Genomic DNA, 14114 nt, shown 5'->3' on the forward strand with positions numbered 1-14114 from the left:
TAATCGATAGAGCTTACCTATGAGCACCACCCCTTCAATTGATAATCTTCGCAACATTGCCATCATCGCTCACGTTGACCATGGCAAAACCACCCTGGTAGACAAACTGTTGAGCCAGTCTGGCACGCTTGACCGTAAGGCCGAAGGTCAAGAGCGCGTGATGGACTCCAACGACCAGGAAAAAGAGCGTGGCATTACCATTCTGGCCAAAAACACTGCTATTCAGTGGAAAGATGGCAATGGTAAGGATTACCACATCAACATCGTGGATACCCCTGGACACGCTGACTTCGGTGGCGAAGTTGAGCGGGTTATGTCCATGGTGGACTCGGTTCTACTGCTGGTAGATGCGGTTGACGGCCCTATGCCGCAAACTCGCTTCGTTACCCAGAAAGCCTTTGCCCAGGGCCTAAAGCCGATTGTGGTGGTCAACAAAATCGACCGCCCCGGCGCCCGTCCTGACTGGGTTATCGACCAGATTTTTGATCTGTTTGACAACCTTGGGGCTTCTGACGACCAGCTCGATTTCCCGATCATCTATTGCTCGGCGCTAAACGGCATTGCTGGTATGGATCCCGAAGAGCTGGCTGACAACATGGATCCCATGTTCCAAGCGATTGTCGATATCGTTGAGCCGCCCGCCGTTGAGATCAATGGCCCTTTCCAGATGCAAATCTCTGCGCTGGATTACAACAGCTACGTCGGCGTCATCGGCCTTGGCCGCATTAAGCGTGGCTCGGTGAAGCCGAACCAGCAAATCTCAGTGATCAGCGTTGATGGCTCTACCCGTAAGGGCAAGATCGGTCAGGTAATGACGCACATGGGTCTTGAGCGCGTTCAGACCACTGAGGCTACCGCTGGCGATATCGTCTGCATTACCGGCATTGAAGATCTATCCATCTCCGATACGCTGTGTGATCCGGCCGCCATTGAGGCTTTACCGCCACTGTCCGTGGATGAACCGACCGTCTCTATGACCTTCCAGGTCAACGACTCGCCGTTCGCCGGTAAAGAAGGCAAATTCGTCACCAGCCGTAATATTAAAGACCGCCTGGAACAAGAGCTGATACACAACGTGGCGCTTCGCGTTGAACAGGGCGAAACCCCTGAGAAGTTCAAGGTTTCTGGCCGTGGTGAGCTGCACCTGTCGGTATTGATTGAGACCATGCGTCGAGAAGGCTTCGAGCTGGCGGTTGGCCGCCCAGAAGTCATCATTAAAGAGATCGACGGCGTTAAGCAAGAACCCTACGAAGAAGTCATTATCGACTGTGAAGAGCAGCACCAAGGCTCGATCATGGAAGAGCTTGGCTACCGTAAAGGCGAGCTGACCAACATGAACCCAGACGGCAAAGGCCGCGTTCGTTTGGACTTCATCATTCCAGCCCGTGGCTTGATCGGTTTCCGTGGTCAGTTCTTAACCTTGACCTCTGGTACCGGCATCCTCACCAGCCGCTTTGATCATTACGGCCCGCTGAAGCCCGATGCGTCTATCGAGCGTCGCAATGGCGTCTTGGTCTCAATGGTAGGCGGCAAAGCCCTGGCGTATGCGCTTTACGCTCTGCAAGAACGCGGCAAGCTGATTATCGATCATGCCACCGAAGTATACGAAGGCATGCTGATCGGCATTAACAACCGTGCGAATGACATGGTAGTTAACCCGACCAAGGGCAAAAAGCTCGATAACATGCGTTCAACAGGTAACGATGAAAACATCGTGCTGACACCGCCGATCAAGTTTACCCTTGAGCAAGCCATTGAATTCCTGGATTCAGATGAGCTGGTTGAAGTCACCCCCAGCCACATTCGTTTGCGCAAGAAGCACCTGACCGAAAACGAGCGTAAGCGCTCCAGCAAGAAGTAAGCTTAAGAAAGATTAAGCAACCTTCAGAAAGCGCTAAGAAGCCCGCCACTGCGCGGGCTTCTCTTTTTTAAAGCAATTTTTCCCCGGTAAATTTCCTCTCCCCCTTTTCCTGCCTAACGCCAAGCAGCTGCATTAACGCACCCTAAACGCTAGCAGGCTGGAAAGCACGGCCGTTCTATCGCAAAGTAATAGCAACTTCAGCGCGCCTACGGATCGCTGACATCCTGCAATTCATACAGGTGTTTGGATTCCTCCCCTTGGCCTGACACCCACACATGGACACTCCTTCACATGAGCGGTCATAACGTCTGGACTCACAAAGGCACGTTTTTGCTCGCGGCGGTTGGCTCTGCCGTCGGCTTGGGCAATCTCTGGCGCTTCCCCTACCTCACTGGAGAAAACGGGGGTGGGGCATTTATCTTGGTCTACGCACTGACAATTTTTGCCGTCGGCATTCCCATGCTGATTGCCGAAACCATGCTCGGGCGTACTAGCCGCCAAAGCCCTATTATGGGCATGCGGCATTTGACCAGGACCCACAAAACCTCCCGCGCCTGGGAATCTATCGGCTGGCTCGGCGCAGCCTCCGCCTTTTTGATTTTAAGTTTCTACTCAGTGATTGCTGGCTGGGCACTGCATTACACCTGGCTAATGCTGACCGGCTCTCTCGTCGGTGCGGATGCGCAAACCATTGGCGCAAGCTTTGATGCACTGCTGGCATCTCCAGGGCTAATGACGCTCTACCACACGCTGTTTATCGCTGGGTCTGCATTGATTGTCGGCATGGGCATTCACAGAGGCATCGAAACGGGCTTACGCATTATGATGCCAGCCCTGTTTGCGATCCTGATCGTGGTACTTATTTACGGCATTATCAACGGTGATCTAGGGGCAGCCGCGAGCTTCTTGTTTACCTTCAACATTGGCGACCTAAGCCTGGAAGGCTGGCTCCAGGCAATGGGACAATCCTTCTTTACGCTGAGCCTGGGAATGGGCGCTATCATGGCCTACGGTGCCTATATGTCCAGTGAAGCGTCGCTCACTCGCACCGCTATCTCGGTGGCGTTTGTGGATACTGCTGTCGCTATGGTAGCGGGGCTGGCGATATTTTCGCTGGTATTTGGTGCCGGACTTGAAACCGGCCAAGGCCCTGGGCTGATGTTTGTCACACTGCCGCTGGCGTTTTCCGATATGCCGTTTGGCGCACTCGTGGGCGGGGTCTTCTTTATCCTGGTGCTGGGTGCCGCCGTAAGCTCGTCTATCTCACTCATCGAGCCGGTCGCCGCCTTCCTGGTAGAGCGCTTTGATATGACGCGCCCTCAAGCGGTCACTATTATGGTCGTTGCCGCTTGGGCGATGGGGCTGCTCACCGTAGTGAGCTTCAATATCTGGGCGGAAGGGACGATTTTCCATACGCTGTTTGGTCGCAGTGCCTTCGACTTTATTGAACTCTTAACCAATATATTTATGCCGTTGGGTGGCCTGCTAATTGCCCTGTTTGCCGGCTGGGCCCTCACCCAAAGCGAAGTCATGAAAGAGCTTGGCACTAACCTTACGTGGTTTAAAACCTGGCGCTTCTTAGTGCGCTTTGTGGGTCCTGCGGCGGTGTCATTTGTGTTCTTGCGCACCATTCCTCAGGTAGAGGGCTATATCATCCCCGCCCTTGGTGCACTGCTCATTGTAGGGGCATTTGCGTTTAGCCAACGGCTACGTAAAGCCACACCCTAAAATAATACTAACAACGCAGGCGGCATTGATGCCGCCTGCGACGCGAGGACACGATGACTCCCCTTATCGAGGTACAGCAGGTAAACAAAGCCTTTGGCGGACTGCAGGTCATCAATGACTGCTCAATACGCGTCGAAAAAGGCGCTATCACCGGCATGATTGGCCCCAACGGGGCCGGTAAATCAACCCTGTTCAACCTGATTGCAGGCGCGCTCACGCCAGACAGTGGCCGCATATTGTTAGACGGTGAAGACATTACGTCGCTAAGCGCCGACCAGCGTTTTCATAAGGGGTTGCTGCGCACCTTTCAGATTGCCCACGAGTTCAGCCAAATGAGCGCGTTGGAAAACTTAATGATGGTGCCCCCCAACCAAGCCGGAGAAAATCTATTCAACACCTGGTTCAAACCTGGATTAGTGCGCAACCAGGAAGCTGACGTGCGCCAGCGCGCCTTGGAAGTCATTGAGTTTGTCGGCCTGCACCATGTGCGTAACGAGCTGGCAGGCAACCTGTCTGGCGGCCAGAAAAAACTGCTAGAACTTGGTCGCACCATGATGACCGACGCCAAAGTCGTGTTACTGGATGAAATTGCCGCTGGTGTGAACCGCACGCTGTTAGGCGACTTAATGGGCAATATTGAGCGCCTAAACCGTGAAATGGGCTATACCTTCCTGGTGATTGAGCATGATATGGACATGATCGCTCGGCTGTGCGACCCGGTTATTGTGCTAGCCCAGGGCAGCGTGATGGTAGAAGGCCACATAGAAGAAATACAAAACAACCCAGCCGTCATCGAAGCTTACTTCGGAACCGATGCAGCCTGATGACGCACAACGTGCACTATAAAAAGCCACAATAACACGTTCGCCATAGGGCCAGCCTAGGGCGACACTGCTGAGACGCGTTTATGCCATCTACACCGTCATCTTCTCCCCCCCAGCCACTGCTTGAGGCACGCGATGTGCACGGCGGCTATGGCAGTATGAATATTCTCAACGGGGTCAATATGACTCTGTATGCCGATGAAGTTGGCGTAATTGTCGGCCCTAATGGCGCAGGCAAATCCACCATGCTAAAAGCCATATTTGGCCTGCTCACCGTCAACCAGGGTGACATTCTACTTAACGGTCAGCCGATTCATAACCTGCCACCCAACCAGCTGGTGGAACGTGGCATGGGCTTTGTGCCCCAAGAAAAAAACGTTTTCCCCAGTCTGTCTGTTAAAGAAAACCTGGAGATGGGCGCCTACCTTAAACCTCAAAACGTGAAGCGTATGCTAGAGCAGGTCTACGACTTCTTTCCCCCTCTCGTTGAAAAGCGCCACCAGCCAGCAGGCGAACTGTCCGGCGGCCAGCGTCAAATGGTGGCAATGGGACGCGCGCTAATGGCCGAGCCCAGCTTGCTGCTACTTGATGAACCCACCGCTGGGCTATCGCCTCTCTACATGAACGAGATTTTCGACCGCGTCAAAAAGATCAACGCTGCCGGCGTAGGGATTTTAATGGTCGAACAGAATGCTAAGCAGGCCTTGGCGATTGCCGACAAAGGCTTTGTACTGGCGGCGGGTCAGAACCGCTTTACTGACACTGGGGCTGCTTTGCTTGCCGACCCCGACGTCGCTAAAAGCTTTTTAGGCGGCTAGCCTGGGAGAGAAACACGTGAACGAACTGGTCTTTTTTATCAATAACGTGGTGATTGCAGGCAGCGTCACTGGCTCTATTTATGCCATTGGTGCCATTGGCGTCACGCTTATTTTCAGCATTATGCGCTTTGCCCACTTTGCCCACGCCGACATGATGACCTTTGGTGCCTTTATGGTACTACTGCTCACGACGGCCTTTCCCGCGGCGGGTGCCAGCATCGGCGTGCCAACGGCCTTAGTGATGCTGCCGCTGGCGATGCTCCTAACAGCAGCCCTGGCAGTGGGGGTTGATAAGGCGTTTTACAAGCCACTGCGCGCTCACGGCGTTAAGCCGATCGTGATGGTGATTGGTTCGCTGGGCGTCACGCTGATGCTCCAAGGGCTTATTCGCTTATTTGCGGGTACAAGCGGGCAAAGCCTGTATGTCGACGACCGCAAAGAGATCTTTCGCATTGCGCTGCCCTTTGAAGGCGTACGTGCGCCCATTGTGATTACCGAACCACAAATCTATCTGTTTGTGATTACCTTGGTGGCGGTGGTGGCACTGCACCTATTTCTTAACCGCTCGCGGCTGGGTAAAGCGATGCGCGCCATGTCGGACAACCCCGAGCTTGCCCAGGCTTCTGGCATTAACACCAACACCATTGTGGCGGTGACCTGGGTGATTGCAGGTGGCTTGGCGGCAATTGCAGGTACCTTGCTTTCACTCGACGTGACGTTCAAGCCTGATCTCAGTTTCTTCCTGCTGCTACCCATCTTCGCGGCTGCCATTGTCGGCGGGGTGGGCCACCCTTATGGAGCCATCGCCGGCGGGTTTGTGGTGGGCTTTGCGGAAACCCTGGCGGTGTTTAACTGGAGCGTGCTGCTGCGCCCTTTCCGCGACAGCTTCCCTGCTTGGCTGGAACTTCCCTCGAACCTCGCCTTTGTGGGCACCGAGTATAAGATTGTGGTGCCGTTCTTTATCTTGGTAGCCATCCTGGTGTGGCGCCCTACCGGCCTGTTCAAGGGCAAGGTGATCTAATGAACCAGTCCACAAAAACCCGCAACCCAGACTACACCCCCCAAGATGCCACTCCTGAACGGCGTTTCCCACTGCGAGAGCTGGTTCTGTTTGGCGCTCTATTAGCTGCCATACTAGCCGTTTACGCAGTGATGGGGGCAGCCTACAGCACACGCATGCTGGTAGAGGCCGCTTGTTACGCCATTCTGGCCCTGGGTCTAACCATCCAGTGGGGCTATGCCGGTCAGTTTAACGCGGGGGTCATGGGCTTTGTCGCACTGGGCGGCTTCTGCGCCATGCTGTTTAGCGTGCCTGTGAACGACGCATTCTGGGGCACCGAGCTACCCAGCGAACTGGGCCGAGTATTGCTTTACGGCGTAGCCGCCACGCTGGTTGTGGTCGCCGCTACCAAACTAGATCGGTTGGGTGTCCCCAAAAAGCTCCGCACCCTGATCGCGATTGTGCTCGCGGTAGTCCTTTACTTAGTGGTGATTAGCCTGCTTCGCGATGTGACCAGCCAAATCCAGTCCCAAGCTGGCTTTGTGGGCGGTTTTGGCCTTCCTGCTTGGGTAGGCTGGATAGTGGGTGGCGCCCTGGCAGGTGGTGTTGGCTACTTTATCGGCCACATATGCCTTGGGCTGCGCAGCGACTATCTCGCCATTGCCACCTTAGGTATCGCCGAGATCATCAAGGCGTTTTTGAAGAACTCCGACTGGCTAACCCGTGGCACTGCTACGGTGTCACCGCTGCCCTGGCCAACGCCTGGCCCTTCAGAGTTAGGCTTTACTCTTGCTAGAGCGGTGTATCTTTCTGTGACTGCCGTGGTCATCGCGGTTATTTTCTTTCTGCTACATCGCGCTTACCACGCTCCCTGGGGGCGGATGGTTCGCGCTATCCGTGACAATGAAGTCTCGTCAGCGGCAATGGGTAAAGATATTAACAAGCGGCGCTTGGAGATTTTCGTATTAGGCTGCATTTTGATGGGCCTTGGCGGCGGCATGCTGGGCACCTTTAACAGCCTGTTCGACCCTCAAGGCTACCTGCCTCTCAATCACACCTTTCTGGTGCTGGTCATGGTGATTTTAGGTGGCCCAGGCAATAACCTTGGCACCATTTTTGGGGCGGTCGCAGTCTATATCATCTGGATTATGTCGGAGCCTCTAGCCCTGGCGGTCATGCACATGGCGGTCTTTATTGGTGAAGGCTGGTTTGGCTGGGAGCCGCCGCGCAATCTAGAAAGCCGAGCACTCCAAGCAAGGGTATTTGTGATTGGTTTGCTCATCACCCTCGTGCTGCGTTTTGCCCCTAAAGGACTACTGCCTGAGAAAATCAAAACCCACGGCTAACATTGATACATTGCCTCTAACAAAAAATGCCCCAGGCCAATCAATGGCCTGGGGCATTTTGGTCAATCACAAACATCAACCTGACACCAGCGACGCGTTGCCCCCAGTGCTATCCGTTACCTTACAGTTCAACCAGGCCTTTACTGACAAAAGAGCCGTTTTCCACCACCATTTCGACGACCACACCAGGCACGTCACCGTTTTCATCAAACTCGTGGGAACCCGAGGCTCCTTCGTAGTTGATCTCAGTGCCTGCCGCAATCAACTCAACCGCTTTTTCCCACTCACCCGGCAGTATGATTTCGCCCGGCGCGCTGGACACACTGCGTAACGCTTCAGAGAGCCCTTCACGCTCGGCACTGCCGTTTTGCTCAATGGCCAGCGCTACCAGGAAGGCAGCATCGTAGGCCTGAGCGGCAAATACTGCGCTAGGGTCAATACCTGCCGCTTCAGCCGCTTCGTTGAATATGTCGGTACCCGGCAAGTCAGGGCTGCCAGGGCGTGTAGCGATCATGCCGTCCAGTACATCAGCACCTATGGCCTCGACCAGGCTATCCCCAACCATACCATCGGCTCCCACATACTGGGTAAACATGCCGCTTTCGTAGGCTTGGCGCAGTACTGTTTGGCCAGAGGTATCGGCATACGCCAATACGACGAGTGTGTCAGCTCCGCTGGAGGACAGCGAACCCAGTTCAGAGCGATAGTCGGCGCGGTTATCTTCATGTGCGAGGTTCTCTGCTACTTCCCCGCCACCCGCTTCAAACGCTTCACTAAAGGCATCCGATAGACCACGGCCGTAGTCGTTGTTCACGTAGGTAACCGCAACAAAGTCGATGCCTTTATCGAGCAGCAACTTAGCCAGCATTTCCCCCTGGAAGGCATCTGACGGCACCGTACGGAACACCAAATCATTATCATCCAGCTCAGAAACCGCGGGGGCAGTTGAGGCTGGTGAAACCATCAAGACACCACCAGGAATCGCCGCATTATTGGCAGCAGCGATCGTCGCCCCAGTACACAGTGCACCGACAATCGCTGTGACTTGCTCAGAGTTCACCATGCGGTCAGCGGCGTTAGACGCAGCGGATGCATCCGAGCACGTGGTATCCCCTGACGGCATTACTAATGTCTGCCCACCAAGGATACCGCCTTGTTCATTGACCTGCGCCACCGCAAGCTGGGCACCTTCAAAAATGGGTGGCGTCAGGCTTTCAATTCCGCCAGTGAAGCCGCCCAAGAAGCCAACTTTGACCTCCGCCTGAGCCATCCCTGCCAATGCAAGTGATGAAGCCGCAACAGCAGTGGCTAATACGCGCTTGTTAATCATATTATTTGTCGCTCCCAGTATGTTAAGTGCCCCGACGGTCAAGCGCGGGACTCCTCTTAATCTGGAACCGTAATGCCGAAAACACAAGCAACGCTTTCTAACGTTCCTCCTCGTCTTCAACAGCGCGCCTGCGTTCAGCGATATGTTTCTGTAAACGTTTATTTCGATATAGCCGCACCAGTGCAATAATGAGCGCCGACGCCACCATGACCGCCAGCACTACCCCCTGCCATGGGCGAGCCTCGTCTCCAAGGACGGTTTCCAAGGTTATAATCAGCGTCAGTCCCAGTGCCTGGGAACCAATGGCCAGCGCTCGCAGCATATCAAAGGCAGATTGGGGCATAGACATCTCCGTTATCGTCAACGTGCATGATAAGGTCTACCAGTGTAACCGCTTATCGGGAAGACTATGAACGCCATTGCCCTTGGCCCGCTATTACTCTCTACCCCTCGGCTTTATGCTTTCGGCTGCGCACTGCTACTGCTGTTTGCCAGTCGCTATCTGCTTGGGCTGCCTGCTGCGCAGCATAGCCGCTGGTTCAACTGGCTGTTAGTGATATGGCTACTAGGCGCTCGTACCGTGTATGTCGTACTCAACTGGGAAAGCTACAGTATTGAACCACTGGATGTGCTGAAGGTCTGGCAGCCAGGCTATAACGCGTTAGGCGGCTTAATTGCTGGATTGATGTGGACTGCATGGGCGCTACGCAAGCGACTGCTGGCAATGATTGGTGGTCTCGCCATGGTCATTGGGGCTGCTAGCCTGTGGCTGGTATTAGTGACCCTCGCCCCTCTGGGCAATGACTTTGCCGTTAACTCCCTGCCGGAGGTGACCTTGGAGGATATTGACGGCAATGATGTTCACCTGCCCTCATTGGCTGAAAGTGGCGACCTTATTATTGTGAACTTATGGGCCACTTGGTGCCCACCCTGTCTACGCGAAATGCCTTTGCTCGAAGAAGCGGCAAAGCGTGAAGGGGTAAGCGTAGTCATCGCCAATCAGGGTGAAGACCTATTGCCGATTGTGCGTTACCTCGATGCGCAAGCCCTGGATTTTCGTTATGCGCTGCTCGACCCAAGCCAAACCCTCTCGGCTCAATTTAAAGCCCCAGGCCTGCCCACCACGGTGCTATTTGACCGCCAGGGCAACACGTTGGATGTGCATGTGGGCGAGCTGACACGCGCCCAACTTGAACGCTGGCTGGAAGATTGACCACGATAGACCTTAATACCCCCGCTGCTTTGCGTTAGAATCCCCCGCCCTGTTACCACCGGAGACCCGCCCCGGTGGTATACAACCTGTTTCTGTAGACTTCCTCGAGGCATCATGAGCGATTTTTCTCCCGGCCAGCGCTGGATTAGCGACGGCGAAGCTGAGCTTGGGCTCGGCACCGTGCTTAACTGCGACGCCCGTAGCGTTACCATTTTGTTCAGTGCCAGCCAGGAAACACGTACTTACAACACACGCCAAGCGCCATTAACCCGCGTCATGTTCGGCAGCGGCGACCGCGTGCTCTCTGCCGATGGCTGGCAGATCATCGTTGATGACAGTAAAGAGTCTGGCGGCCTGATCACGTATATTGGCGAAGATAGCGACGGTAATTCGCGCGAGCTTCCCGAGGCCAAGCTTGCCGACACCATGCAGTTTGATCAGGCCCGCGACCGATTGCTGACCGGCCAGGTTGACCGTAACGATTGGTTTGATCTGCGCTTTCGCACCTTGCACCACTATCAACGGATTGAGCAGCACAGCGCCTTAGGATTTGCCGGGCCTCGGATTGATCTGATTCCTCATCAGCTATATATCGCCGATGAAGTGGCAGGTCGCCATGCCCCCCGCGTCCTGCTTGCAGACGAAGTCGGGCTGGGTAAAACCATCGAGGCCGGGCTAATTTTGCACCGCCTATTACTGGCAGGCCGCGTCGAGCGCGCGCTGATTCTGGTACCTGATAGCCTGACCCACCAGTGGCTGGTCGAACTTTTACGCCGTTTCTCACTCAAGGTAAGCTTGCTAGATGAGCAGCAAAGTCTCGCCCACGGCAGCGCCAACCCGTTTGAAAGCGCTCAGCTAGTGCTCGCCAGCCAAGGCTGGCTGTTCGCCAACGCGCATCGCCAGGAACAGGCCTTAGCCAGCCATTTCGACCTACTCATCGTCGATGAAGCCCATCACCTCGACTGGAGCCCTGATGGCAGCGGCCCAGGCTATCAGTGCGTTGAGCAGCTTGCTGCTGATATTCCTGGCTTATTGCTGCTGACTGCTACGCCAGAGCAGATGGGTGTTGAGAGCCATTTCGCTCGCCTGCGTTTGCTAGACGCCGAGCGTTACCACGATATTGAGCGCTTTAAAGAGGAAGAGCACCACTACATCGCCGTGGCCAGCGCCATTGATGCGTTGGATGAATTGCCCAACACACCCGAGGCGCGCCAACGTGTCGAAACTGTCGCCGATGACCGCGATAGCCAAGCGCTGCTGGCGACCTTATGCAACCCTGAAGCCAACAACGAGCAGCAGGATACCGCACGCGCCCAGTTGCGCGACGCGCTGCTCGATCGCCACGGCACGGGGCGCGTCATGTTCCGCAACAGCCGACGGCACGTAGGTGGCTTTCCAGAGCGCCACCTGCACCTTTCCGGCCTCGAACTCCCCTCAGCGTACCGTCGCGTCCTGCGCCGCCTAGAGCGCGACGATGATTACCTGGACGAGTTACTGATTGAAACCGGCATGGATCATCCAGATGTGCTGATTTACCCAGACGCGATGTACCGCGAGCTCAGCAATGATCCACTTAACACTGAGTCTTGGTGGCACATCGACCCGCGGGTTAACTGGCTACTGGATAAACTCAGCGACGATAGCGAAAACGGCTTTGCCAACGACAAAGTGTTGATCATTGCCCACCATAAAGAGACCGCTGAAGGGCTGGCAGAAGGGCTTCGTGTGCTGGGCGGCTACCATGCACCGGTATTCCATGAAGGGCTCTCCCTCGTCGAGCGTGACCGTGCCGCCGCGGCATTTGCCGATGAAGAGGATGGCTGCCAAGTGCTGGTGTGTTCTGAAATCGGTTCAGAAGGCCGTAACTTCCAGTTCTGTCGCCACCTGGTGATGTTTGATATGCCCCAGCACCCCGACCAGCTGGAGCAGCGCATTGGCCGCCTAGACCGAATTGGCCAGCGTCATGCCATTGAACTTCACGTGCCGACCTTTACCGGCAGCCCCGGCGAACGTCTGCTGCGTTGGTACCACGAAGGCATGGATGCCTTCAGCGCACCCCATGGCATTGGCAGCGACCTGTATGACGCCTTTGGCGATGCCCTAGCTGATGCGTTGCTCGACGATGAAATGCTCGATGAAATCATCGATGAGACCCGCGAAATGTTTACCGCCAAACTGGCCGAACGAGATGCGGGACGCAATCGTCTGCTGGAGCTAAACGCCTGCCGCCCTGCCCGTGCTCAGCAGGTCATTGACGCAGTACGTGAGCTGGATGAAGACCCCGCGTTACCACGCTTTACAGAGCGCGCCCTGGACATTTTTGGCGTAGATAGCCAAGACATTGGCAATGGCCTGCTCTATCTGCAGCCCAGCCAGCACATGATTGACGGTCTACCAGGGCTAGTAAAAGGGGAAGAGGGTTTTTCGGCCACTTACAGCCGTTCGCTAGCGCTTGCCCGCGACGATATTCAGAGGCTCTCCTGGGAGCATCCGCTATTACGCGAAATGATGGAGCGCATCTTAGATGGCACCATGGGCAACACAGCGCTTGCGCTACTGCGCCACCCAGCGATACCCAGTGGCCGCTTAATGGCAGAGCTGGTGTTCCGCACCCACTGCCCTGCGCCTAAATCGCTACACCTTAACCGCTTCTTGCCACCCACGGCGGTGCGCGTGCTGCTTGACGAGTCAGGGGCAAACCTGACGAGCAAAATATCCTTCACCGGCCTAGGCAAAAATCTGCAAAAGGTGAACAAGTCGCTGGCGCGGGACTTGATTAAAAGCCGCCACGATCAGCTGCGCGAACTGCTCCTTCAGGGTGAAGGCGAAGCCGAACGGGAGTTACCCAGTATTGTAGAGAGCGCTGAAACACGTATGCGAGCACAGCTGGATGCAGAACTCGCACGCTTAACCGCTCTCGCAGAGCACAACCCCGCCGTACGCAGTGAAGAGTTGGCAGCGCTAAAACAAGAGCGCCAGGCGCTGAGTGATGCAATTGAAAATACCCGCCTGCGGCTTGACTCAGTGCGGGTCATTATCACTGTCGACCCGAATGCCTAGCGTTTGAATGCTAGACAATCGCCGCTAACGCCTTATCCAGTGTCGGGTACTGAAAAGCAAACCCGGCCTCGATCAGGCGGGCGGGGCGCATATCAGCCCCCGTCAGCAGCAGTTGCGACATTTCTCCAAAGCCCGCTTTTAAAACAAAGGCGGGCACGGGAAAAATTGCCGGACGATGAAGCTGCTTAGCCAACGTTTTCGTGAACTCAGCATTCGTCACCGGGTGCGGTGCACTGCCATTAAACACACCGGTCAATGCCGACTCGTTGAGCAAAAATACAATCGCGGCAACTAGGTCATCACGATGTATCCAGGGCATAAACTGCTCGCCACTACCGAAACGCCCACCCAGCCCAAGTTTAAACGGCGGCAACATCTTCTGTAGCGTCCCTCCACCCGCCTCCAGTACTAAGCCGATACGCAATATCACTAAACGAATACCCATCGCTTCAATGGGTTTAGCGGCGGCTTCCCACTCGGCGCAGAGCCGGTGAGCAAACTCATCGTTAGGCGGCGTTGCCTCGTCCACCACTGTCTTGCCCTGGTCGCCGTAATAGCCCATCGCAGAGCCACTTACCATCACCTTAGGCAACGGCTGACCGTTCTCCTCCAGCAGCTCGCACAGCGCGACCAGTTGTTGAGTGCTCGTTACCCGTGAGCGAACCAACTCCTCTTTTTGACTATCGCTCCAGCGCTTGGCAGCAATCGACTCACCGGCTAAATTCACCAACGCATCAGGCGGAGAGTCAATAAATGCCTGGGCGCTATCGCGAATATCGCAGCCCTTTGGAAGCCTGCCACGCACTTGATGAGGCGCACGAGAAACCACCTGTACATCATGCCCAAGAGCAATCAGCTGCTGGCAAAGCTGCTGGCCTACAAAACCGCTGCCTCCCGTTATTAATACCCGCATGGTGTTACTCCTATGGCCTAG

11 protein-coding genes are annotated in these 14114 nt (G+C 55.4%); 8 read left to right on the top strand and 3 right to left on the bottom strand.

The genetic code is table 11. The annotated features are described in order from the left end of the window. The first annotated feature begins 19 nt into the window (after positions 1–19). The 6 genes from typA to HZS79_RS13660 all read left to right on the top strand — a co-directional run bounded on the left by typA (position 20) and on the right by HZS79_RS13660 (position 7577). Positions 20–1861, top strand: a complete 1842-nt coding sequence (gene typA, locus HZS79_RS13635; RefSeq protein WP_162217902.1) for a translational GTPase TypA — start codon at positions 20–22, stop codon at positions 1859–1861. 291 nt (positions 1862–2152) lie between these two features. Then, the gene (locus HZS79_RS13640) at positions 2153–3589 is read left to right on the top strand and encodes a sodium-dependent transporter (protein WP_162217903.1); all 1437 of its coding nucleotides are present in this window, start codon (positions 2153–2155) and stop codon (positions 3587–3589) included. Positions 3590–3642: 53 nt separating this feature from the next. Beyond that, positions 3643–4413 (top strand): ABC transporter ATP-binding protein, encoded by a 771-nt coding sequence (locus HZS79_RS13645; RefSeq protein WP_162217904.1) that lies wholly within the window; start codon positions 3643–3645, stop codon positions 4411–4413. Positions 4414–4496: 83 nt separating this feature from the next. Beyond that, positions 4497–5231, top strand: coding sequence for an ABC transporter ATP-binding protein (locus HZS79_RS13650; RefSeq protein ID WP_162217905.1), 735 nt, complete (start codon positions 4497–4499; stop codon positions 5229–5231). Between the two features lie 16 nt (positions 5232–5247). Beyond that, entirely contained in the window at positions 5248–6252 is a 1005-nt protein-coding gene (locus tag HZS79_RS13655; protein ID WP_179928129.1) for an ABC transporter permease subunit, read from the top strand. Beyond that, on the top strand, positions 6252–7577 hold the full coding sequence (locus HZS79_RS13660; protein WP_179928130.1) for a branched-chain amino acid ABC transporter permease: 1326 nt from the start codon (positions 6252–6254) through the stop codon (positions 7575–7577). Before HZS79_RS13655 ends, HZS79_RS13660 begins: the two co-directional genes overlap by 1 nt. A gap of 121 nt (positions 7578–7698) precedes the next feature. Here the strand turns inward: HZS79_RS13660 and HZS79_RS13665 are convergent, their stop codons facing one another. Both HZS79_RS13665 and HZS79_RS13670 read right to left on the bottom strand, forming a co-directional pair. Beyond that, positions 7699–8907, bottom strand: a complete 1209-nt coding sequence (locus HZS79_RS13665) for an ABC transporter substrate-binding protein (RefSeq protein ID WP_179928131.1) — start codon at positions 8905–8907, stop codon at positions 7699–7701. A gap of 97 nt (positions 8908–9004) precedes the next feature. Further along, the gene (locus HZS79_RS13670) at positions 9005–9250 is read right to left on the bottom strand and encodes a hypothetical protein (protein WP_162217909.1); all 246 of its coding nucleotides are present in this window, start codon (positions 9248–9250) and stop codon (positions 9005–9007) included. 66 nt (positions 9251–9316) lie between these two features. Between HZS79_RS13670 and HZS79_RS13675 the strand changes: the two genes are divergently transcribed. Beyond that, the gene (locus tag HZS79_RS13675; RefSeq protein WP_179928132.1) at positions 9317–10120 is read left to right on the top strand and encodes a TlpA disulfide reductase family protein; all 804 of its coding nucleotides are present in this window, start codon (positions 9317–9319) and stop codon (positions 10118–10120) included. Between the two features lie 114 nt (positions 10121–10234). Beyond that, entirely contained in the window at positions 10235–13180 is a 2946-nt protein-coding gene (gene rapA, locus HZS79_RS13680; RefSeq protein ID WP_179928133.1) for an RNA polymerase-associated protein RapA, read from the top strand. A 10-nt stretch (positions 13181–13190) separates the two neighbouring features. Here the strand turns inward: rapA and HZS79_RS13685 are convergent, their stop codons facing one another. Beyond that, a complete protein-coding gene (locus tag HZS79_RS13685; RefSeq protein WP_162217912.1) occupies positions 13191–14093 on the bottom strand; it encodes a TIGR01777 family oxidoreductase in 903 nt (300 codons plus the stop codon). Positions 14094–14114 lie beyond the last annotated feature (21 nt).

It is taken from the genome of Vreelandella zhaodongensis (genome assembly GCF_013415115.1).
Lineage (GTDB): Bacteria > Pseudomonadota > Gammaproteobacteria > Pseudomonadales > Halomonadaceae > Vreelandella > Vreelandella zhaodongensis.